Raw genomic sequence first — 22,507 nt, forward strand, 5'->3', positions numbered from 1 at the left:
GGGGCTCTCCCGAGCCCGTACCTACAGGTGGTGAGTCCGTATGGCCGAGCACCTCGGCGACCGGCCTGGCACGGTCTTTCTCACCATGTCCAGCCGTGGCCGCCGCTGTTGTGGGACAGGGCCAGGACGGCGGTGGCCACGGTGAGGTACTGAGTCGGGCGGCCCTGGTCGAACAGGGCCGCCAGGGCCCAGGCGAGAGCCGTGTACCACGGCATCGACCACGGTGCCGCGAGGACCCAGGCGAAGGCAAGCGCGAACGGCAGGGCGCCGACAGCGGGGGCGTCCGGAGCGGCGCGGCGGCGGAGCGCCCACGCCAGCGCGAGCATCACCACCGGCCACAGCACGCTGACGATCGCCGCAGTTGCGCGAGGGCCCAGGGCCGCGGTGCCGAACTGATCGAAGACCGCCCACAAGGAGGGTACGGAGACCAGTTGGGAGGCCGCGGAGAGCGGGACCAGTGCGTGCGCGCCGTAGGCTCCGTAGAGCGCGGCCAGGGTGAGCGCGGCCGCGCATGTCTGCCTGGCGACCGGTCGCCAGGTGCCTGAACGCAGCAGCGGCCAGGTCAGCCCGACACCGAACAGGCAGGCACTGATCTTCACACCGCAGGCAAGGCCGACCAGCCCTCCCACGATCAGGTCGTGGTGCCACCGGGTCGTCCTGCGGGCGAGGTGGAGCGCGCAGACGGCCAGGCCCGCGACGAGGGTGTCCAGATGCCCGCCCGCGACCAGCACGCCGATCAGCAGCGGGTTGGCGCTCCACAGCAAGCCCGCGCGGACCGGATCGTCGGCGGTACGCAGCAACAGGTACCCGGTACCCACGAAGACGGCGGCGTTCGCGAGCATCAGCACCCATACGGTCAGCCACGGCCGCTCCTGGCCGATGAATGCCGCAGCGCCCTGCCACCACGTCGCCACCGGCCCGTACACGGAAGGTGTTTTCCGCCACGCCTCGCTCACCAGGTGGGCGTACGCGCCGCCCAGCCGGGCGGGAGTCGTCACGTACGGGTCACCGCCGAGCGCGGCGATGCGGCCGTACGCGGCGTAGCTGGCCGTGTCGGAGGAGCCGACCGGGGTGAGGTTGGCGACGGCGAGCGCGGTCAGCGCGCCGAGCCGGAACAGGAGCCGGGGATCGGGTCTCCAGCCCTGCTCATGGGCCTTGAGCATGCCCAGCGTGCCGCAGCACGACAGCACGATGGCCGCGATCGTGGCCGTCTGGGAGACGGTGCCGGGCATGGCAGGCAGCCGGAGCCAGGTGATCGGTGCCCTGAGCGTGTTGTGGTTGGGTGCGCTCGCGCCGACGAGAGCGAACAGTGCGATACCGGCCCCGGCCATCCACACCGCTGGGCGCGGTGTCGGCCGGTCGACGACCATCAGCTTCCGCGGGGGAGTTCTCCGCATCGGGCCCGCGAGACGCAAAGCCCATTCATGATGGTTGGTCGTCAAAGTCTCTCTCCGGGGTGTTGCTTCAGCTCGCGGCGAGGACTGCCGTGACGATCTTGCGCGCGAACTTGTGGCCCTCGTCGCTGGTGGGCATCACGGTCGCCGCCACGTCGCCGCTCCTTTGGCACATTGCCCAGCAGCTGCCGCAGCAACTCCTCGTCCGTGGCGGGCAGGTTGCCGACGAACCGGGCGAGCACGGCCTCACGGTTGGGGCCCGGCTCCTGCGCCTGGTGCATCCGGCGAGCGGTCGTGCCCGGGGCGCCCTCCGCCGGTGCGTACGCGTACGAGCGGCCCTGCTTGGTCCGGGTCAGCACTCCCGTGTCGAGCATCTGGGACGGCACGGTCGCCACCATGCTGTACGCGAGGTCGTCGCCCGGGCCGCGCAGCAGCGCGCCGGTGCTCAGCGCCCGGCGCAGGGCAAGCACCGCGGCCCCGCAGGGTGCCCGGCCGCCACCTGCGGACAGCGGACCGGAGTTCACGAGTTGGTTTTCCTTCCCCTCATTGTCTACAGGCCGTGCAGCCGCCAGCGTGCCGCAGAGTGTGCCATGCCCTCCCGTGCATCACGCAACCCGCTGCGCCGCTCCCCGGTAGTACCGTCACGGGCTCGGCGCCGGTCGCTACCGCCACAGGCGGTGCAGTCCGAGAGCCTGAAGGCGACCACCTCGACCAGGTCGGCGGCATCGGGCTCAGGTTCGGTGCGGTCAGTGTCCGGCGGGCCGCCGCACTCGCGTCCCGCGTGATCCTCCGCCGCGAGATGTAGGGCGGGGGCGGTTGCCGGCGCGTGGCGGGCCCGACTTACTCTTACAACTTGTAGGAGTTGCCGGGAGCGTCAGTCCGCCCCGAGCCGGGCCCCCCATGGGGTATCACGGCGGGGCGGCTTCGCAGCGATGGCGGTGGCGTGTGCCTGGCTGAGGAGTGGCGAATATGAGTGAACACCGGCGTCGGTCGTCGGGGAAGACGGGACCGTCCGGCTCGGACGGCATGCCGCAGGGCGGCCGGGCAGCGGCGCGCAGGGCTGCCCGGTTCGGGGGCGGGCGGGGCAGCCGCGCGGCCGACAGGCGACGTGCGGACGCCGGACGCTCCGGCCGGGCGGACACCCGACGGGCGCAGGCCGGGCGTTCCGGTCGGGCGGACACGCGACGGGCGCAGGCCGGACGCTCCGGCCGGCGGCGCGGTCTCATCGACTACCCGCGGGCGGGTAAGCACGGCCTTCGGCGGTGGCTGCCGTCGTGGAAGCTGGTGTCCGGCGCGTTTCTGCTGTTCCTGGGTGGTCTGGCGGGCCTGTTCGGGTACGCCTACGCCACGACGACGATCCCCAGCGCGAATCCCGGCACGCAAGCGCAGAGCAACACCTACTACTGGTCGGACGGCTCGGTCATGACCACGCAGGGGTCGACCAACCGGCAGAACGTCGACCTCTCCCAGGTCCCGAAGCCGGTGCAGTGGGACTTCCTCGCCGCGGAGAACGCCACCTTCTACACCGACCCCGGCGTCGACACGCAGGGCATGCTCCGCGCCGTCTACCACATGGCGACGGGCGGTGAGGTGCAGTCCGGGTCCACCATCACCCAGCAGTTTGTGAAGAACACCTACCTCAGCCAGGACCAGTCGGTCACCCGCAAGCTCAGGGAGATCATGATCTCCCTGAAGATCGGCGACCAGATGTCCAAGCAGCAGATCCTCCAGGGTTATCTCAACAGCTGTTACTACGGCCGTGACGCGTACGGCATCGAGGCCGCGGCGCGCACCTACTACCGCGAGCACGCCTCCCAGCTGACCGTCAGCCAGGGCGCCTTCATCGCCGCCACGGTCAACGAGCCGAGCCTGCTGATGCACGCCGACACCGACCCGCAGGCCAAGGCCCAGGCCGAGGCGCGCTGGAAGTACGTGCTGGACCGCATGGCCAAGATCAACAAGATCACCGCCGCGCAGGAACAGCAGTACCTCGCCGCCGGTTTCCCCACGCCCAAGCCCTACACACCGTCGGCGGGGATGTCCGGGCAGACCGGCTACCTGGTGCAGACCGCGGAGAAGTACGTCGAAGCCCACACGTCCCTCACGGACCAGCAGTTGGGCCACGGCGGCTACCAGATCTACACCACCTTCGACAAGAAGAAGGTGAACGCGCTGTCGGCGTCCGTGGCGGCGATGGAGCAGAAGCACCTCGACCCGCAACGCCGCTCGGCCGACAAGGACGTCCAGGTCGGCGCGGCGTCCATCGATCCGTCCACCGGCGCGGTCGTGGCCCTGTACGGCGGCGCGGGCTGGGACAAGGGCCACTGGACGGACAACGCCGACGCCACCGGTGTGCCGGTCGGCTCCACCTTCAAGCCCATCGACCTGGCCGCCGCCCTCGACCACGGCGCTGTCCTCTCCCCCGGTCAGCCGGCCTCACCGGTCACCCCCGACTCCAAGTTCAACGGCGACGACGGCATCACCATCAAGAACCAGCAGGGTCAGGAACTGCCGGACCCGAGCGACCCCTCGGGGCTCCTCCATCAGCGCAACGACGTGCCCACGAAGTGGGGTTACATCACCCTGCGCAAGGCCATGGAGCAGTCGGTCAACACCCCCTACGTCCAGCTGGGCGAGTACGTCGGCTATGACAATGTGGAGGGTGAAGCCCTCGAGGCGGGTCTGCTGCGCAAGAGCCTTCAGTACGACACCCCCGGCTTCTATATCGGCACCTCCACCCCCTCGGCGATCCGCATGGCCGACACGTATGCCACCTTCGACGACGAAGGCGTCCAGCACGAGCCGTACTCGGTGACCAAGGTCGTCGCCGACGGTCAGCAGCTGCCCGGCTTCGAGGCGCCCAAGGGCACCACCGCGATGCCCTCCTCGACCGCCGACACGGTCACCGACGTCCTGCAAGGTGTCGTGAAGAGCGGAACCGGCACCAATGCCCAGGCGCTGGGCCGCCCGGCGGCCGGCAAGACCGGTACGACCGACGACTACAAGTCCGCCTGGTTCATCGGTTACACCCCTCAACTGACCACGGCTGTCAGCATGTTCAAGGAGAACCCGAAGGACGTCGGCCTCCAGTCGATGCAGGGCGTCGGCGGCTACTCCAAGGTCTTCGGCGCGGACATGCCCACCGAGGTGTGGACCGGCTACATGACCGCCGCCCTCCAGGGACAACCCGCACGGCAGTTCCCACGCGCACCCTCGCTGGGGCAGAGCACCAACGAATTCGGCGCACCCTCACCCGCCCCTTCCGCCACCGCTACCCAGAGCACGCCCACGCCCACGGCCACTCCGACCGCGCCGGTCACGCCGAGCCCCACCGCCGGACCGTGTCACGGGCGGAAGAAGCGCTGCGTCAGCCCGAGCCCGACCGACACCGCCGGCACCACGAGCGGCGGCACGAACGGAGGTGCGGGCAACGGCGGGCTGCTCGGCGGCACCACCGGCGGCGGCACCTCACCCGCACCCACGACCAGCCCGCCGGCCCCGGCCGGCATCCGTGGAGGGACGGCGCGCTGATCCACGACGCTCTCGGCATCCAGGCAGGAGGCCGAAGCCCTTCTCCGGGGACGATGTGACGTCGGTGAGCGGACAGGCATGAACGACTCCACCGGAGTCGACGGTCTACGTGAACGCAGACGATCGTTCGCCGCAGGGCGTTCCCGACGGCTCGTGTCCGGCAGCTGCCGTCCGTGGTCGCGCAGCGGGCCGACCTCGTAGCCCCGCTCCGCGCAGGTGTCGAGGATGCGGGGGAGTGCGCCCGGGGCCGAACGCCAGGCGCCGGGGGCCGAGGTGCAGTCGGAGTCGTGCAGCGGGATCGTGCCGCGGCTGAGGTCAGGGTCACCGTCTGGTGGACCGACTCGGGCGTGGCCCGTGCCGTCCGGTCCTCGCCCCAGCGGGTCCACAGCACGGGGGTGAGCCCGAGGCGCCGGGCCGCCACGGGGGCGGTGGTGGACATGACCCCGTACGGCGGCCGGAAGAGCGTCGGCCGGTGATGTCGGCGACTGCGGATCGTCCGCCGCCGCTGGGGTGGCTTCGTGCGTCGTGGAGCGCGGGGGTTCGTCGGTCATGGCGTCCATGCAACCCGATCGGCCGGACATCGTGCGAGCGGGCCCCCTGACCTGTGGACAACCTCTGGCGTGTCCATGGCCGCGGTTATCCACAGCCTCAAGCGGAATTTTGAGACCCGCGAGATGGTCGCGGCATGACGAACCACGACGAAGCGGCCGGCTGCTCCGGCATCGGTGACATGGGCGGACCCTCCCACCGCAGCGGCGAGACCACGGATTCCAGGGGGCATGGGCCCTCGGGATCGTGCGGCGAGCCCCAGGTCACCCTGCGCACCCCGGCCGAGCTGGCCGACGCCCTGCCCTACCTGCTGGGGTACCGCCCCGAGGACAGCATCGTGCTGGTCGCGCTGCACGACCGGGACAGAAAGGGGAGGTTCGGCGGACGCGCACGGCTCGGTATCCCCGCCCACCCCGACGACTGGTCGTCCGTGGCCCAGCAACTGGCCCGCGGACTGGTGGCGGGCAGTGAGCGCAGGGGTGCCCGGCCCGAGAGCATGGTCGCCTACCTCGTCCAGGACCCCTCGGGCCGCGAAAGGGGACGCGACGTGATGGAACGCCTCCGGCCGCTCGCCCAGTCGCTGCGCACGGCCTGCGGAAGTCTCGACGTCCCGGTGGTGGAGGCCCTGTGCATCTCCGACGGACGCTTCTGGTCGTACTGCTGCCCGAGCCCGGGCTGCTGTCCGCCCGAAGGGCAGCCGATGGGCCTGCAGGGCACCTCGGTCCTGGCCGCCGCGGCGACCTACGCCGGCCTTCAAGTACGCGGCAGCCTCAAGGATTTCAGGGCGAGGCTGAGCCCGTGCGAGACGGAGGACGCCTGCGGGCAGGAGGCCGAGCTGGACAGTGCGAGTCGTGCGCTCGTCCCACGCATCCTCGACGGCGACACCCGCGAGGACGTGGCGGCGGAGACGCTCGCACTGGCGGCGCGGGTGATGGCCCGGCTCGGGGAGGCGCCGCCCGCGCCGGGTACGGCGGCGGACCTGCGCGACGACGTACTTCTTGCCCACGCCGAGGCCGCGGCCCTGATCCTCGGTCTGCAGGACCGCACGACACGCGACCGGGCCGCGGAGTGGATGGAGGGTCCCGAGGCCGCCGTGGCACTACGGCTGTGGCGAGCCCTGGCCCGCCGCTGCGTCGGTCCGTACGGTGAGCACGCCGCGGCGCCGCTGACGCTCGCCGGATGGGTCGCCTGGTCCACCGGCGATGAACTGGAGGCCCGCGAAGCCTTGGCCATGGCCCTGGGCGCGGACCCGGACTACCTCTTCGCCCGCCTTCTGCATCAGGCGTGCAACGAGGGCTTGGATCCGGAGACCGTCCGTCGGTGCCTGCGGGCGGAGCGAGCGGGTCGAGCCGGACCGGACGAGGCTGCCGCGGCGACGCCGGACCGCACCGCCACGACTGCACAGGACGCGTCCGATCCGTCCCTGGACATGGCCCAGGAGCGATGCGAAGGCGAGGAACCCTCCGCGCCGCAGCATGTCCCTGTCCGCAGGCAGCGCAGGAGGCGACCGGCGAGCGGCGGCAGGGCGGCCTGTCGTTCCCCCAGGGCGTCGGATGCTCGCCGGCGGCGCCCTGGCGCCGCTCCTGCCGGTGACGGGCCCCATCGCGACGGGCCGCTTCAGGCGGCCGAAGGCGCGGACAGCCGGTTCGGGGCTCATCGCGGCTCTGGCCGGCGTGCGGAGGAGGGGCCACATGAGTGAGTCCTGCCGTCCACGGCACCTCCCTTCGGCGGGCTTCCCGTCCCACGGGCATGCCCCCGGGCAGGCCCGTGCCGTTCACCTGAGTGGCGGAGCCCGTGCCCGGGGCGCACCACCGACCACCGCTCACGACCCTGCGGAGCCCCGTGTCCGGCGCCTTGGCCTCGCGATGGTGGAGGAGGCGGCCGACGGACTGCAATGAGGGGTGTGACCTCGGGAGACGTGTGTGTGGACGGTGAAAGGCGGCAGCCGGTCAGGGCCCTGCCGGACGGATGTGGATCTGCTGCCGAAGCGGTCGGCGAAGGGAGTGTTTATCGTCAGGCAGACGACTATGATCGCGGCATGCCCTACGACCCGTCAGCTTTTCCCCCCTTCGCCGTCACCGTGGACCTGGTCGTGCTGACCGTGCGCCGCCATGCCCTGTGTGCGCTGGCGGTGCGGAGGGGGGAGCCGCCCTTCCAGGGCCGGTGGGCGCTCCCGGGCGGCTTCGTCAGGGCGGACGAGGACCTGGCGCAGGCGGCGGCGCGAGAGCTGGCCGAGGAGACGGGGCTGCGCGCACACGATCCGGCCGCACCGGCGCAGGACAACGGTGCCCACCTGGAGCAGCTGGCCACCTACGGCGACCCCAAGCGTGATCCGCGGATGAGAGTGGTGAGCGTCGCCCATCTCGCGCTCGCCCCCGACCTGCCCGCGCCGCGGGCCGGCGGAGACGCCAACAGCGCGCGCTGGGCGCCCGTGGAAGAGCTGCTGCAGCAGGGCGGGTACGGCAGGGACGGTGAGCAGGCGGCGCCGCTCGCCTTCGACCACGCGCAGATCCTGGCGGACGGCGTCGAGCGCGCCCGTTCGAAGATCGAGTACTCCTCGCTGGCCACCGCCTTCTGCCCGCCCGAATTCACCGTCGGCGAGCTGCGGCGGGTCTACGAGGCCGTATGGGGTGTGGCGCTGGACCCGCGCAACTTCCACCGCAAGGTGACCGGCACGCCCGGTTTCCTCGTCCCCACGGGCGGTACGACGACCCGGCAGGGCGGTCGCCCCGCACAGTTGTTCCGCGCGGGCGGTGCCACCCTGCTCAACCCGCCCATGCTGCGTCCCGAGGTCTGATCACCGCACGGACCCGGCTCTCCGGCAGGGGCCGCACGGGACGGGAAGCGACGCCCACCTGTCAGGGTGAACGAAAAAACAGACATATCGCGCTATCTTGCTTCGAGTGATCCAGGCGATCGGACTGACCGGCGATCCCCGCAAGCACCTGTCGCCCGTCGTCGACGATGTGTCCTTCGAGGCGCGCGCAGGTCAGGTGACGGCGCTCCTCGGAGTCTGTGGTGCTGGCAAGACGACCGTGCTGAGGCTCATGCTCGAACTCCAGCCAGGTCGCGGCATCACCTACTTCCGCGGCCGTCCGCTGCACCGCCTCGTCCATTCCGCGCACGAAGTGGGAATCCTCCTCGGAGACGTCCCCGGCCACCCCGCGCGCACGGTCCGCGGACACCTGCGCATGCTGTGCGCTGCCGTGGGTGTGCCCGCGCGCCGCGCCGACGAAGTCCTCGAAGCGGTCGGACTCGTCGGCTTGCAGGACGAGCGCCTGGACACCCTCTCGCGCGGAATGGACCGCCACCTCGGCCTCGCCTGCGCCCTGCTCGCCGATCCGCACAGCCTCGTGCTGGACGATCCGGCCGCCGGGCTCTCGGCCCCGGAAGGCCGCTGGCTGCATGGTGTGCTGCGGGCGCACGCCGCCCGGGGCGGCACCGTCCTGTTCGCCACGGGCGACCCCAAGGAGGCCGCGCTCACCGCCGACCACGTCATCACGCTCGACGAGGGTCGGCTCGTCGCCGACCAGGAGGCCGTCGACTTCGTCCGCACCCGGCTGCGGCCCCGCGTGACCGTCCGCAGCCCGCACGCCGCCAGGCTCGGTGCCCTGCTCGTCAAGGAGGCCAGGATCGCCCGGCGTTCCGTGGAAATCGTCCACGAGGACGGCAACCGGCTGTCGGTGTACGGAAGTACGTGTGCGGATGTCGGCGAGACCGCGTTCCAGCACGGCATCCTCGTACATCAACTGACCGAAGAAATCGGGGACATGGGACCGGGCGCAGGCGCCGGGACGGTCCCGTCTCCGTCGACCGAGGTGCTGGAGCCGGGTGAGCTGCCCCTGCTGCCGCCCCCCATCAGCGTCCGGTCCGCCCCCAGCCCTCAGCGCCCGCTGCGCTACGAACTGCGCCGCGCCACCGGCGTCGGCACCAGTTCCCTCGTCGCGGCCGCCGTACTCGTCGCCTCCGCCCTTGTCTCCCTGCTCCTCGCCCGCGTCGGACACGCCCCGCAGCGCCGGCTGCTGGCCGCCTGGCCGCAGCGGCTCCCGCTCCCGCCCGCGGCGCTCGGCGCCGGACTGCTCGGTGCTGTCGCCTTCGGTGACGAGTTCCGGCACCCCGTCCTGGCAGCGGACCGTGGCGGGGTCCCTCGCCGACTGGGCCTGCTCGCCGCGAAGCTCCTCGTCGCCGGAGTCACGGCGGTGGCGCTGGCCTTTCTCGCCGTCGGCTTCGACTTCGAAGTGCTCTTCCTCGTCTACGGACGGGAGGCGGCCGAGGTTCCCGCCGACTGGCTCTCAGCCGGGGTGAGTTGGGCCGGGCTGGTCGTGGGGTGCGCCTGGGCCGGTGTGCTGGCGGCCGGCATCTTCCGCTCCGCGGCCGGAGGGCTCGCCGCCGTACTCGCGGTGCCCCTGGTCGTCGTACCCCTGGTGCGGAACGTACTGGAGGCCGGTTCCGTCCGGGCCGCGGCGGGGTTCGCCGCGCGGCTGCGGGAGGTGGATCTGGCGCCGTGGCCGTTCGGCGGGGAACGGTATCTGGCCGCCGCGGCGCGGATGATCGCCCAACCCGTGGGCGCCGCACTGGCCTTGTCGCTGGCCGTGCTGCTCGGCGCCTACCTGCTCGCCACGCTGCGTGGCAGGGCTCGATGAGCACCGTCCGTGTCGATCTGTACCTTCCCTGTGCGCAAGTTCCTCGGAGGACGCCCATTTCTTTCCGATAAGGCGTCAATTGCGACAGGGTGAGCGATCACCCTTTCGTGTGCTTTTCACCAAAGACCTCAAGGGAGTTGGAGAGGGCGCCGACAAAGGATCCGTGAGTACCCTTGCGCACACCATGACGACCGCCGCCCGTTCAGCAGACTCCGGCCTGGCCGGACCGGGCGAACTCGACCGCTACCCCTATACCGAGACGCCCTCCCCCGACCGCGTCGGCACGCCCTCCTGGGAGGGCGCGGACCCGGAACTGGGCCGTGTCGGCCGGCGCGCCTCGGGCACCCGCGGGCGCGGCCTGCACGGCCAACTCGTCCAGCAGCTCGGCCAGATGATCGTCTCCGGCGATCTCGGCGCGGACCGCCCGCTGGTGCCCGAGGAGATCGGCCAGCGCTTCGAGGTCTCCCGCACCGTCGTCCGCGAGTCGCTGCGCGTCCTGGAGGCCAAGGGCCTGGTCAGCGCCCGCCCGAACGTCGGCACGCGCGTGCGCCCCGTGAGTGACTGGAACCTCCTCGACCCGGACATCATCGAGTGGCGGGCCTTCGGGCCCCAGCGCGACGACCAGCGCCGCGAGCTGAGCGAGCTGCGCTGGACCATCGAGCCGCTCGCGGCGCGCCTCGCCGCCGGGCACGGGCGCGAGGAGGTGCAGCAGCGACTCGGCGACATGGTCGAGATCATGAGCCACGCGATGGGGCAGGGTGACTCCCTGACCTTCTCGCGGGCCGACGCGGAGTTCCACTCGCTGCTCATCCAGGTCGCCGGCAACCGCATGCTGGAACACCTCTCGGGGATCGTCTCGGCCGCCCTCCAGGTCTCCGGTGGTCCGGTCACCGCCTGCGACCGGCCGAACGACACGACCCTGGCCCAGCACGGCCGGATCGTGGAAGCACTCGCCTCGGGCGACGGCGCGGCGGCCGAGGGGGCGATGCGTCAACTGCTCACTGTTCACACCGAGGTGGAGCGCGTGGTCCCCGCGCCCCGCGAGCACTGACCGCGTCCCGCGGCCGGTGTGAAAGGGACCGGGGTCTCGCCGGGCAGCACCCGGCCCCGCCGAGGGCGGGCGCCGATCTTCCGCCGTCGGGCTCCGTCGGATCCTTCCGGGACCCGGCGGAGCCCGACGGAGACCGGTGGTACCCCGGGGGCGGCGCCATGTTGGAGGTTCGCAGCCGGTCGCGGTCGCCGACCGGATCGGGGGCGTTCCCGGCCGTGGACTCCCGCCGTCGTTCATGGACTTCACGGTCCGGTACGGGGAATCCACGGGCGCGGGGCAGGAGCCGCGAGGGCCGAGCGTCGATCCTGGCGCTTATCGATCAGCTCTGCCCGTGTCTGGGCGTTTTTGAGCGGTTACGGGGTGTGACTCGGGCCACGCAGATTGGGCGTAACGCTCTTCGGAACTGCGCGATGACCTAAGAGGTGATAGCCGAGGAAGGAATACGGACGCCGTTCACGGCGCTGTGCATCTTCCCGGCCCCCGCCCGCACCGTCGGCCCACCCCCAAGCCGGCGGTCGGCCCCTGTCCGTCGTGGACGGGGCCGGAAGCCGTTTTCCAACGTTCCGAGAGGTTGTTCGTGTCGGCCAGCACATCCCGTACGCTCCCGCCGGAGATCGCCGAGTCCGTCTCTGTCATGGCTCTCATTGAGCGGGGAAAGGCTGATGGGCAGATCGCCGGCGACGATGTGCGTCGGGCCTTCGAAGCTGACCAGATTCCGGCCACTCAGTGGAAGAACGTACTGCGCAGCCTCAACCAGATCCTCGAGGAAGAGGGTGTGACGCTGATGGTCAGTGCCGCAGAGCCCAAGCGCACCCGCAAGAGCGTCGCAGCGAAGAGTCCGGCCAAGCGCACCGCCACCAAGGCCGTCGCGGCGAAGCCGGTGACCACCAAGAAGGCCGCCGCTCCGGCCGCGCCGGTCGTCGACGACCCGGCTGAGGACGCGCCCGTCAAGAAGGCCGCTGCCAAGAAGACGACCGCCAAGAAGACCGTGGCGAAGAAGACCGTCGCCAAGAAGACGGCGGCCAAGAAGACGACCGCCAAGAAGGACGACGCCGAACTCCTCGACGAGGAGGTTCTCGAGGAGGCCAAGGGCGGCGAGGAGCCCGAGGGCACCGAGAGCGCCGGGTTCGTGCTCTCCGACGAGGACGAGGACGACGCGCCCGCGCAGCAGGTCGCCGCGGCCGGCGCCACCGCCGACCCGGTCAAGGACTACCTCAAGCAGATCGGAAAGGTCCCCCTGCTCAATGCCGAGCAGGAGGTCGAGCTGGCCAAGCGCATCGAGGCCGGTCTCTTCGCCGAGGACAAGCTGGCCAACGCCGACAAGCTCGCCCCCAAGCTGAAGCGCGAGCTGGAGATCATCGCCGAGGACGGCCGCCGCGCCAAGAACCACCTCCTCGAGGCCAACCTCCGTCTCGTGGTCTCCCTGGCGAAGCGGTACACCGGCCGCGGCATGCTCTTCCTGGACCTCATCCAGGAAGGCAATCTCGGTCTGATCCGCGCGGTCGAGAAGTTCGACTACACCAAGGGCTACAAGTTCTCCACGTACGCCACCTGGTGGATCCGTCAGGCGATCACCCGCGCGATGGCCGACCAGGCCCGCACCATCCGTATCCCGGTGCACATGGTCGAGGTCATCAACAAGCTCGCGCGCGTGCAGCGTCAGATGCTCCAGGACCTGGGCCGCGAGCCCACCCCGGAGGAGCTGGCCAAGGAACTCGACATGACCCCGGAGAAGGTCATCGAGGTCCAGAAGTACGGCCGTGAGCCGATCTCCCTGCACACCCCGCTGGGTGAGGACGGCGACAGCGAGTTCGGTGACCTCATCGAGGACTCCGAGGCGGTCGTCCCGGCCGACGCGGTCAGCTTCACGCTCCTCCAGGAGCAGCTGCACTCCGTGCTCGACACCCTGTCGGAGCGTGAGGCGGGCGTCGTCTCGATGCGCTTCGGTCTCACCGACGGTCAGCCGAAGACCCTCGACGAGATCGGCAAGGTGTACGGCGTCACCCGTGAGCGCATCCGCCAGATCGAGTCCAAGACGATGTCGAAGCTGCGTCACCCGTCGCGCTCCCAGGTGCTGCGCGACTACCTCGACTAGGCCTCGGCCGACAACGGCGAAGGGCCGGTTCCCCTGGGGAACCGGCCCTTCTGCGTATGCGCGATCCGGCGAGCTGGATCACTGTGGGTGTTCCACCGTTACGTCACAGTGAGGAGTGCACATGCGCCGCCACTTCGCCCGCGCACTGGCCCTGTCAGCCGCGGCTGCCTTGATACAGCTGGGATCCCCCGTGCCGGCCACGGCGGACAGCATCGTCATCGGAGGCTTCCCGGTGGACATCTCCCAGAGCCCGTGGACGGTCGCCGTCTCCAGCCGTGACCGGTTCGGAGGTACGCGGGCCGGGCAGTTCTGCGGAGGCGTGGCGGTGGGCCGGTCCACGGTCCTGACCGCGGCTCACTGTATGAGCGCGGCCGTTCTCGGCGCGCCACCGGGACAGGTACGGGATCTCAGAGTCATCGCGGGACGGACGGACCTGCTGTCCAGCAAGGGCATGGAGATCCCGGTGCACGCCACCTGGGTCAATCCCCGGTACGACGGGGAGACGAACACCGGCGACTTCGCCGTGCTCACCCTGGCCTCCCCGCTTCCGGAGAGTTCCGTGATCGGGATGGCGGCAGCCGGTGACCCCGGCTATGAGCCGGGTACGACCGCGACGGTGTACGGCTGGGGCGATGTGACAGGGGATGCCGAGTACGCGCACAGCCTGCGCGCCGCGAACCTTCAGGTGCTTACGGACACGGACTGCGCACGGGCCTATCCCGGTGGTGCGGACGGGAAGTACGACGCCGGTTCCATGCTGTGCGCCGGAGAGCCCAAGGGCGGGCGCGACGCCTGCCAGGGCGACAGCGGAGGCCCGCTCGTCGCCCATGGGCGGCTCATCGGCCTGGTGTCGTGGGGCAGCGGCTGTGGGCGGGCAGGGAGCCCAGGGGTCTACACGCGCATCTCCGAGGTCGTCAGGACCCTGGGGGGCGCCCACTGAGCGCGGTGCTCCGGACGGTGGGGTGCCGGTGGTCGCCATGCGTGGGCCCCGACTCGCCTCGTGTCTGCCGTCGGCCGCGTCGAAGGAGTGCACCCGGCGGCACCACGGAGAGTGCCGCCCCCGACGCGCCCCACGAGTACGGGCGGCCATCCCGTGTGATCGGGATGGCCGCCCGTTCACCGGCTTCGGTGCCGGTGCCGGTGCCGGCTCGTCGTGACGCGAGGTGTCAGCGTTCCTCGTCGGAGGCGCTCGCCGGAATCGAGGTGAGTCGCTCCGTCTCGTCCTGTATCTCAGCGGCGATCTTCTTGAGTTCCGGCTCGAACTTGCGACCGTGATGGGCGCAGAAGAGCAGTTCTCCGCCGCTCAGGAGGACGACGCGCACGTACGCCTGGGCGCCGCAGCGGTCGCAGCGGTCAGCGGCCGTCAACGGGCTCGCAGGGGTCAGAACAGTAGTCACGTCGCCTCTTCTCTAGCTCGACGAGCTGTCGTACCAGGGTCAACATCCAACCAGGCCGAAAACGTTCCCGCTCGCGGCATTTCCTCGAAAAAACTTCTTTCCGGGCCAGCTGTCTGCTGCCGGTTGGCGGCGAATGTGCCGTATTGCGTGTCTTGCGTAGTACGGATTCGCGCTGTCTATCGATTGTCCCGTCCTCCCGGCGGGGTGCCGGTTGTTCATGAGGACGTGCCCGGAGCCTAAATGGTTCATGCCTGGAAGGGAACGTGATATGCGCTTCACCTCCCCCCGAGGATCGAACGCTCGTACGACTCTGGACTAGTCTGGGTCCGGACGAGGGTGGCGTTACAACGGCTCTACCAGGCCTCGGTACCCTCGGACCGGTGACTGAAGCCGGCCCCTTACCCACATGGGCCCCATCCAAATTCAGCGAGGAGCGAACCGCGTGACCGCCGAGACGTCCGTGCCGTCCACAGCCCTGCTGACCGCAGACCCGGACGGTTCCAACTACACCGCGCGGCACCTGCTCGTCCTCGAAGGCCTCGAGGCCGTGCGCAAGCGCCCCGGCATGTACATCGGCTCGACCGACAGCCGCGGTCTGATGCACTGCCTCTGGGAGATCATCGACAACTCCGTCGACGAGGCCCTCGGCGGACACGGCGACCACATCGAGGTGATCCTGCACGACGACGCCTCGGTGGAGGTGCGGGACAACGGGCGAGGCATCCCGGTCGACGTGGAGCCCAAGACCCGCCTGTCCGGTGTCGAGGTCGTGATGACCAAGCTGCACGCGGGCGGCAAGTTCGGCGGCGGCTCGTACGCCGCGTCCGGCGGTCTGCACGGTGTCGGCGCGTCCGTGGTGAACGCGCTCTCCGCGCGCCTGGACGTCGAGGTCGACCGCGACGGCCACACTCACGCGATCAGCTTCCGGCGCGGTGTGCCGGGTGTCTTCGCGGGTGAGGGCGCGGACGCGAAGTTCGAGGCCAAGAGCGGCCTGCGCAAGACGAAGAAGATCCCCAAGACCCGCACCGGGACGCGTGTGCGCTACTGGGCCGACCGCCAGATCTTCCTCAAGGACGCCAAGCTCTCCCTGGAGACGCTGCACCAGCGTGCCCGCCAGACCGCGTTCCTGGTACCCGGCCTGACCATCGTCGTCCGCGACGAGTACGGGCTCGGTGAGGGCGGCAGCAAGGGCGAGGAGTCCTTCCGCTTCGATGGCGGAATCAGCGAGTTCTGTGAGTACCTGGCGACCGACAAGCCGGTCTGCGACGTTCTCCGTTTCTCCGGGCAGGGCACCTTCAAGGAGACTGTCCCCGTCCTGGACGACCACGGCCAGATGACGCCCACCGAGGTCACCCGGGAACTGGGTGTCGACGTCGCGCTGCGCTGGGGGACCGGGTACGACACGACGCTCAGGTCGTTCGTCAACATCATCGCCACCCCCAAGGGCGGCACCCATGTCGCCGGCTTCGAGCAGGCCGTCGCCAGGACGCTGAACGAGGTGCTGCGCACGAAGAAACTGCTGCGCGTCGCCGAGGACGACGTTGTCAAGGACGACGCCCTGGAGGGCCTCACCGCGGTCGTCACGGTACGCCTGGCCGAACCGCAGTTCGAGGGGCAGACGAAGGAGGTCCTCGGCACCTCCGCGGCGCGCCGCATCGTCACGAACGTGGTCTCCAAGGAGCTGAAGGCGTTCCTGACCTCCACGAAGCGTGACGCTGCCCAGCAGGCCCGCACGGTTCTGGAGAAGGTCGTCGCGGCCGCCCGCACGCGCATCGCCGCCCGTCAGCACAAGGACGCGCAGCGCCGTAAGACGGCCCTCGAGTCCTCCTCGCTGCCTGCCAAGCTCGCCGACTGCCGCAGCGACGACGTCGAGCGCAGTGAGCTGTTCATCGTCGAGGGCGACTCCGCGCTCGGTACGGCCAAGCTCGCCCGGAACTCCGAGTTCCAGGCGCTGCTGCCGATCCGCGGCAAGATCCTCAACGTCCAGAAGTCCTCGGTGACGGACATGCTGAAGAACGCCGAGTGCGGCGCCATCATCCAGGTGATAGGAGCCGGGTCGGGCCGGACCTTCGATCTGGACGCCGCCCGCTACGGCAAGATCATCATGATGACCGACGCCGACGTGGACGGCTCCCACATCCGGACCCTGCTCCTGACGCTGTTCCACCGCTACATGCGGCCCATGGTCGAGGCGGGCCGGGTGTTCGCCGCGGTGCCGCCGCTGCACCGCATCGAGATCATGCAGCCGAAGAAGGGCCAGGACAAGTACGTCTACACGTACTCGGACCGCGAGCTGCGCGACAAGCTCCTGGAACTGCAGAGCAAGAACATCCGGTACAAGGACTCCATCCAGCGCTACAAGGGTCTCGGCGAGATGGACGCCGACCAGCTGGCCGAGACGACGATGGACCCGCGCCACCGCACCCTGCGCCGGATCAACCTCTCCGACCTGGAGGCCGCCGAGCAGGTCTTCGATCTGCTGATGGGCAACGACGTCGCACCGCGCAAGGAGTTCATCTCCAGCTCGGCGGCGACGCTGGACCGGTCGCGTATCGACGCCTAGCCGGCCGCCGGTCCGGGGGCGGTCAGAGGGGGGAAGGCACCGCGCTCGGATCGACGGGCGGGGCCGGGACCGTTTCCTGGCGGAGTGGGCCGACTGCCCTCCCGGTGGGAGGGCAGTCCTGGTGGAGTGGGGCCGGTGGACCGCTCTCCGGCGGAGCGGCGTCGCGGGGGCTGGGAGCAGGTCGAGCGGGGGCGCGGGCCGAGCCGGGACCGGAGCTGCCCTCGGGCCGTGCGGGGCTCGGGCGAGGGCAGGACGATGGGACATCCATCCACCCCTGGGTGGAGACCGAGGGCATTGCGGGTTCCACCCACGATCCACCCGAGCTCCGATCTGTCGGCCGGCGGATTTCCGTAGCGTCGAAGGTGTCGACAGCACTCGCCGTCGACAGCTTCTTTCCGCTCATGGAGGCTGTGATGTCCGGGCTTGTCAACGCGTTGGTGATCGCGGCAGTGGCCGCCTTGGTGATCGCACGGCAGTTCCGTGCCCGCCGGGTCGACGCCGACCGGCGCTGGTGGCTCCTGCCCGTGATCCTGACGGTCGTGGCGCTGCGAGGGCACGGCCTCCTTGATGCCCGTCACCCCACGGAGTCCGCCTTGCTGCTCGGCACCGAGCTGCTCATCGGACTGGTCACCGGGGCCGGCTGGGCCTGGACGACCCGTATATGGGCCGGGGCGGACGGTGTCGTGTGGAGCAGAAGCACCAAGGCGAGCGTGGCTGTATGGATCGTCGGCATCGCCCTGCGCGTCGGCCTCTTCGTGTTCGGTGCGTCGCTGGGCGTCCATCAGGACAGTTCTGCCCTGTTGCCGGCCCTCGCGGGCACGCTCTTGGTCCGTTCCGGCATCCTGGTCTGGCGCGCGCGGTCCCTCACCCCCTCGGCCGGCCCGGCCACGGCGCACGGTGACGGTGTGCTCCGGCCCACGCGGAAGGAGCGCGTATGACGGAGAGCGCGTGGATGCGCTGGCCCTCCCGTGAGGCGCTCGGCCGGGAGGGGATCTCGGAGCCCCGGCGACTGCTGGCCTGGACCGTGCGGGTGTCGGTGCTCGGCACGCTGCTGTGGGGCGTCTTCCGCAGCAGTCACGTCCACGGCTGGGGGGTGGTCGGAGCAGGGGCGGGCCTCGTCTTGGCCGCCCTGGTCTCCTGGGCCTTCTTCCGTGCCACGCTGGCGCACAGACTCTGGCCGTCCCTGGCGCTCGTCACCGTGCTGCTCGGGCTGGCGGTCGCGGCACAGACCACCGGCTTCCGGGTTCCGGCCGTCGTGATCTGGTGCGGCTGCGGCATCACCGCTCTGGAGCGGCTGCCGCTCGCCGCCGCCGCGCCCGTGACCTCGGTCGCGCTCGCCTCGTACGCCGCGGTCAACAACGACGTGTGGCTGACCACCGCTGCCACAGTCGTGGGCATGGCGCTCGCCGGCTGTGTGCTGCGCCTGGATGCGGAGGCCCGCGGCAGCGCCCAGCGGCTCCTCGCCCAGGAGCGAGCCGCCCGGAAGGCCGAGACGGAGTCGGCGGCGCTGGCGGAACGGGCTCGGATCGCCCGGGAGATCCACGATGTGCTGGCGCACAGCCTCTCGGCACAGCTGGTGCATCTGGAGGCGGCCCGGTTGTTGATCGAGGGCGGTGCCGAGCGGGACAAGATCCTCCAACGGGTGGCCGCGGCACGGGGTATGGCCCGGGAGGGACTTGCCGAGACCCGGCAGGCGCTCTCCGCGCTCCGTGGCGAGATGTCCCCGATCGAGGACTTCCTCAGCGACCTCGTCGCCACGGCGGACGGTGCGGATGTCACCGTCTCGGGTGATCGCAGGCCGCTGCCCGCAGAGGCCTCGCAGGCGGTCCGCAGGGTCGCCCAGGAGGCTCTGACGAACGTCCGCAAGCATGCTCCGGGCGCCAGGGTGCACCTGCGGCTGGAGTACGCCGAGCACCAAGTGACGCTGGACGTCAGGGACTCGGGCGGTTCGCCGGGAGAGCTGAGCGGGTCAGGAGCCGGGTACGGTCTCCTGGGCATGCGGGAGCGCGCCGAGTTGCTGGGCGGCTCGCTGGACGCCGGGCCGGACGAGGAGGGATTCGTGGTGACGTTGAAGGTGCCCGTATGACGCAGGAGGACAGCGGGAAGCCCGCCCGGGTCGTGGTGGCGGACGACCAGACCGTGGTGCGCGAGGGCATCGTGATGCTGCTCGGGCTGCTCCCCGGAATCGAGGTCGTCGGCGCCGCCCGGGACGGTGACGAGGCGGTGAGACTCGTCGCCGAACTCGCTCCGGACGTCGTGCTGATGGATCTGCGTATGCCGCGCTGTGACGGGGTCGAGGCGACCCGGCGCATCCGCGCCGAGCACCCGGGTACCCAGGTCGTGGTGCTCACCACCTTCGCGGACGACGACTCGCTGTTCCCGGCGCTGAGAGCGGGCGCGCGCGGCTATCTCACCAAGGACGCGGGCGGGGACGAGATCGTGCGGGCCGTACGGAGCGTGCTGTCCGGGGACGCGGGTCTGTCGCCGGGCATCCAACGGCGTCTGCTCGAGCGCCTGTCGGAGCCGGAGCCGGTCGCAGCCGCCCTGGCGCCGGACGGGCTCACGGCACGGGAGACGGAGGTGCTCACGCTGATCGCCGAGGGGCTGACCAACCAGGAGATCGCCCGCAGACTGCATGTCTCCACGGCCACCGTGAAGACCCACATCAACAACCTCTTCGCCAAGTCGGGGCTCAAGGACCGTGCCCAGGCGGTCCGTTACGCCTATGCGCAGGGGCTGGTACGGCCCCCGTCGAAGTGAGTCACCTGATGGGGTGAAGAGCGCTGAGAAGAAGAGTCGGGGATCTTCCCGTTCTGTCCATCCTTGAGCATGAAGTCAAGCAATGGCCATTCCCGCAGCCGTGGGGAAGGCCCCGAGAGTTCGGTTGAGAAGCATGAAGGCCGTGCCCCCGCCCCGGAAGCCGCCGACGCGGACGGCCGGGCGAGCTACGACGACCCCTGGTGCGACGCGCCCGCATCCGGCTGGGGCGAGCCGGGCGGAGCGAGCGCTCCCGCTCCCGGGGTGCCGCACGCGCGCACGGAGCAGGAGGGAACCGGCCGGGTGGCGGAGGTCTATCTGGAGGTTCAGCGCAGCGCGGCGTTCCAGGAGGTGCGCCGCAGGTACCGACGGTTCGTGATCCCGGGGCTCGCCGTCTTCCTCACCTGGTACGTGGGTTATGTGGTGGCGGCGCAGACGGCACCCGGGCTGATGGGCCGGCCGGTGGCGGGATCCGTGAACGTGGCGATGCTCGCGGGACTCGGGCAGTTCCTGACGACCTTCCTCTTCACCTGGGCGTACGCACGGCACGCTCGGCTGCGCAGGGACCGGGCCGCACTGGAGCTGCGCTGGGACACCCAGGAGCTGACGCGGGGACTCAGGGGTGGCGAGCGGTGACCGGACACCATCAACCGCTGGCGCTGGTGCTGTTCAGCGTCTTCGTCGCGATCACACTGGCGATCACGACCTGGGTGAGCCGCAACCGGCACGGGTCGGCGGAGGAGTTCTATGCGGGCGGACGGCTGTTCTCGCCCTTGGAGAATGGTTTTGCCATCGCGGGCGACTACATGTCGGCGGCCTCCTTCCTGGGGGCCACCGGGCTGATCGCGCTGTTCGGGTACGACGGGATGCTGTACGTGGTGGGCTTCCTGGTGGCCTGGCTGGTGGTGCTCTTCTTCGTAGCCGAACTGGTGCGCAACTGCGGGCGGTTCACGCTCGCCGACGTGATCGCGGCGCGGATGCGTGAACGGCCGGTGAGGGTGGCTGCGGGCATGTCCTCGGTGACGGTGTCCGTGCTGTATCTGGTGGCGCAGATGGTGGGAGCGGGCAGCCTGGTCGCGCTGCTCTTCGGGGGGACGAGCGCGGCCACGCGCGCCTGGACGGTGATCGTCGTCGGCGCGCTCATGGTGATCTATGTGTCGTTGGGCGGGATGCGGGCCACGACCTGGATCCAGATCGTCAAGGCCGTGCTCCTGCTCGGCGGTACGATCGCGCTGACCGCCCTCGTCCTGGTGCGCTTCCACGGGGACGTCGACGCACTGCTGCGCTCGGCGGCGGAGCGCAGCGGGCACGGTGCGGCGTTTCTCGCGCCGGGCCTGAAGTACGGCGGGGACTGGACGGCGCGGATCGACTTCATCAGCCTGGGCCTGGCGCTGGTGCTGGGCACTGCCGGGTTGCCGCACATCCTGTCCCGCTTCTACACGGTGCCGACCGCGCGGGCCGCCCGGCGCTCGGTCGTCTGGTCGGTCGGGCTCATCGGCGGCTTCTATCTGATGACGATCGTGCTCGGCTTCGGTGCCGCCGCCGTCGTGGGCCCGAACGCCGTGCGGGAGTCCAACGCGGCCGGGAACACCGCGGTGGCGCTGTTGGCGCTGAAACTGGGCGGCGGAGCGAACTCCATCGGGGGGACGGTCCTGTTCGCCACGGTCGCCGCGATCGCCTTCGCCACCATTCTCGCGGTGGTCGCCGGGATCACCCTCGCGTCCTCGGCCGCCGTCGCCCACGACCTGTACACCTCACTGCGGCGGCGGCGCTCCAGGCCGCGCAGCGAGGTGGCGGTGGCGCGGGCCGCCGCCGTCGGGATAGGCGGGCTCGCGATCGCGCTCGGGCTGCTCGCCCGCGACCTCAACGTGGCCTTCCTGGTGGGGCTCGCGTTCGCGGTGTCCGCGTCCGCGAACCTGCCGGTCCTGATGTACACACTGTTCTGGCGCAACTTCACGACCAGGGGCGCCGTGTGGGCGGTCTACGGTGGTCTCGTGCCCGCGCTGGTACTCGTGGTGCTGTCCCCGGTCGTCTCGGGAAGTCCCGAATCACTGTTCCCGGGCGTGGACTTCCAGTACTTCCCGCTGCAGAACCCGGGCATCGTCTCGATCCCGCTGGGCTTCGTCGCGGGCTGGCTCGGTACGGTCACCTCGGCGGAACCGGCAAACGAGGCCAAGCACGCGGAGACCGAGGTGCGCTCGCTCACGGGTGCGGGAGCGGTCTGACGGCCCCGGAGGCCCGGGCGCCCGGGGCGGCGTGCGGGGGCGCCCCCGGTGACGTACGCGACGAGCCGTAGCGCCCGCGCCGAAGCCCCCAGCGCCACCATCGCGACCGCCTTGCTACGGGTCCTCGGCGTCTGCGGGTCCCTGGTCCTGCGGGTCCCCGGCGCCCGCCAGCCCTCCCCCACGAACCGCCCGGACGGGCGAGGCCTAAGAGCTCCGGACAAAATGGGCGCCCGGCTCGCGACGCCTGGCACGCACGCTCGCCGCGTTGCCGAAAGGCCCAAGTAGCTCCGCTACGAGGACCT

17 protein-coding genes are annotated in these 22,507 nt (G+C 70.6%); 14 read left to right on the forward strand and 3 right to left on the reverse strand.

Annotated features, from left to right (window positions below; genetic code table 11):
• Positions 1–80: 80 nt before the first annotated feature.
• The gene (locus ACWD5Q_RS21260; protein ID WP_451428585.1) at positions 81–1,442 is read right to left on the reverse strand and encodes a hypothetical protein; all 1,362 of its coding nucleotides are present in this window, start codon (positions 1,440–1,442) and stop codon (positions 81–83) included.
• Positions 1,439–1,918: a BlaI/MecI/CopY family transcriptional regulator gene (locus ACWD5Q_RS21265; RefSeq protein WP_451428586.1), complete on the reverse strand. Its 480-nt coding sequence runs from the start codon at positions 1,916–1,918 to the stop codon at positions 1,439–1,441. The genes ACWD5Q_RS21260 and ACWD5Q_RS21265 overlap by 4 nt, the downstream gene beginning before the upstream one ends.
• Before the next feature lie 445 nt (positions 1,919–2,363).
• On the opposite strand from ACWD5Q_RS21265, the gene ACWD5Q_RS21270 reads away from it, so the two are divergent.
• From ACWD5Q_RS21270 to ACWD5Q_RS21305, 8 genes are all read left to right on the forward strand, one after another.
• The gene (locus ACWD5Q_RS21270; RefSeq protein ID WP_451428587.1) at positions 2,364–4,925 is read left to right on the forward strand and encodes a transglycosylase domain-containing protein; all 2,562 of its coding nucleotides are present in this window, start codon (positions 2,364–2,366) and stop codon (positions 4,923–4,925) included.
• A 287-nt stretch (positions 4,926–5,212) separates the two neighbouring features.
• On the forward strand, positions 5,213–5,401 hold the full coding sequence (locus ACWD5Q_RS21275; protein ID WP_451428588.1) for a hypothetical protein: 189 nt from the start codon (positions 5,213–5,215) through the stop codon (positions 5,399–5,401).
• A 209-nt stretch (positions 5,402–5,610) separates the two neighbouring features.
• A complete protein-coding gene (locus ACWD5Q_RS21280) occupies positions 5,611–7,173 on the forward strand; it encodes a DUF4192 family protein (RefSeq protein ID WP_451428589.1) in 1,563 nt (520 codons plus the stop codon).
• A 339-nt stretch (positions 7,174–7,512) separates the two neighbouring features.
• Entirely contained in the window at positions 7,513–8,271 is a 759-nt protein-coding gene (locus tag ACWD5Q_RS21285; protein WP_451428590.1) for an NUDIX hydrolase, read from the forward strand.
• A gap of 106 nt (positions 8,272–8,377) precedes the next feature.
• Entirely contained in the window at positions 8,378–10,117 is a 1,740-nt protein-coding gene (locus ACWD5Q_RS21290) for an ABC transporter ATP-binding protein (RefSeq protein WP_451428591.1), read from the forward strand.
• Between the two features lie 163 nt (positions 10,118–10,280).
• Positions 10,281–11,168 carry a FadR/GntR family transcriptional regulator gene (locus ACWD5Q_RS21295; protein ID WP_451428592.1) on the forward strand — a complete coding sequence of 296 codons (888 nt, stop codon included), beginning with the start codon at positions 10,281–10,283 and terminating at the stop codon, positions 11,166–11,168.
• A 577-nt stretch (positions 11,169–11,745) separates the two neighbouring features.
• Positions 11,746–13,263: an RNA polymerase sigma factor gene (locus ACWD5Q_RS21300; protein WP_451428593.1), complete on the forward strand. Its 1,518-nt coding sequence runs from the start codon at positions 11,746–11,748 to the stop codon at positions 13,261–13,263.
• A 121-nt stretch (positions 13,264–13,384) separates the two neighbouring features.
• Positions 13,385–14,203: a serine protease gene (locus ACWD5Q_RS21305; protein ID WP_451428594.1), complete on the forward strand. Its 819-nt coding sequence runs from the start codon at positions 13,385–13,387 to the stop codon at positions 14,201–14,203.
• Positions 14,204–14,429: 226 nt separating this feature from the next.
• Here the strand turns inward: ACWD5Q_RS21305 and ACWD5Q_RS21310 are convergent, their stop codons facing one another.
• A complete protein-coding gene (locus ACWD5Q_RS21310) occupies positions 14,430–14,660 on the reverse strand; it encodes a DUF7455 domain-containing protein (protein ID WP_451428595.1) in 231 nt (76 codons plus the stop codon).
• Positions 14,661–15,102: 442 nt separating this feature from the next.
• On the opposite strand from ACWD5Q_RS21310, the gene ACWD5Q_RS21315 reads away from it, so the two are divergent.
• The 6 genes from ACWD5Q_RS21315 to ACWD5Q_RS21340 all read left to right on the forward strand — a co-directional run bounded on the left by ACWD5Q_RS21315 (position 15,103) and on the right by ACWD5Q_RS21340 (position 22,205).
• Entirely contained in the window at positions 15,103–17,223 is a 2,121-nt protein-coding gene (locus tag ACWD5Q_RS21315; RefSeq protein ID WP_451428596.1) for a DNA gyrase/topoisomerase IV subunit B, read from the forward strand.
• A 413-nt stretch (positions 17,224–17,636) separates the two neighbouring features.
• Positions 17,637–18,161 carry a DUF1453 domain-containing protein gene (locus ACWD5Q_RS21320; RefSeq protein ID WP_451428597.1) on the forward strand — a complete coding sequence of 175 codons (525 nt, stop codon included), beginning with the start codon at positions 17,637–17,639 and terminating at the stop codon, positions 18,159–18,161.
• Entirely contained in the window at positions 18,158–19,309 is a 1,152-nt protein-coding gene (locus ACWD5Q_RS21325; protein WP_451428598.1) for a sensor histidine kinase, read from the forward strand. Before ACWD5Q_RS21320 ends, ACWD5Q_RS21325 begins: the two co-directional genes overlap by 4 nt.
• A complete protein-coding gene (locus ACWD5Q_RS21330; protein WP_451428599.1) occupies positions 19,306–19,983 on the forward strand; it encodes a response regulator transcription factor in 678 nt (225 codons plus the stop codon). Before ACWD5Q_RS21325 ends, ACWD5Q_RS21330 begins: the two co-directional genes overlap by 4 nt.
• Positions 19,984–20,052: 69 nt before the next feature.
• Complete coding sequence (locus ACWD5Q_RS21335) at positions 20,053–20,616, forward strand: DUF485 domain-containing protein (protein ID WP_451428600.1); 564 nt, start codon at positions 20,053–20,055, stop codon at positions 20,614–20,616.
• Complete coding sequence (locus ACWD5Q_RS21340; RefSeq protein WP_451428601.1) at positions 20,613–22,205, forward strand: solute symporter family protein; 1,593 nt, start codon at positions 20,613–20,615, stop codon at positions 22,203–22,205. Before ACWD5Q_RS21335 ends, ACWD5Q_RS21340 begins: the two co-directional genes overlap by 4 nt.
• Positions 22,206–22,507 lie beyond the last annotated feature (302 nt).

Source organism: Streptomyces sp. NPDC002513 (assembly GCF_053595355.1).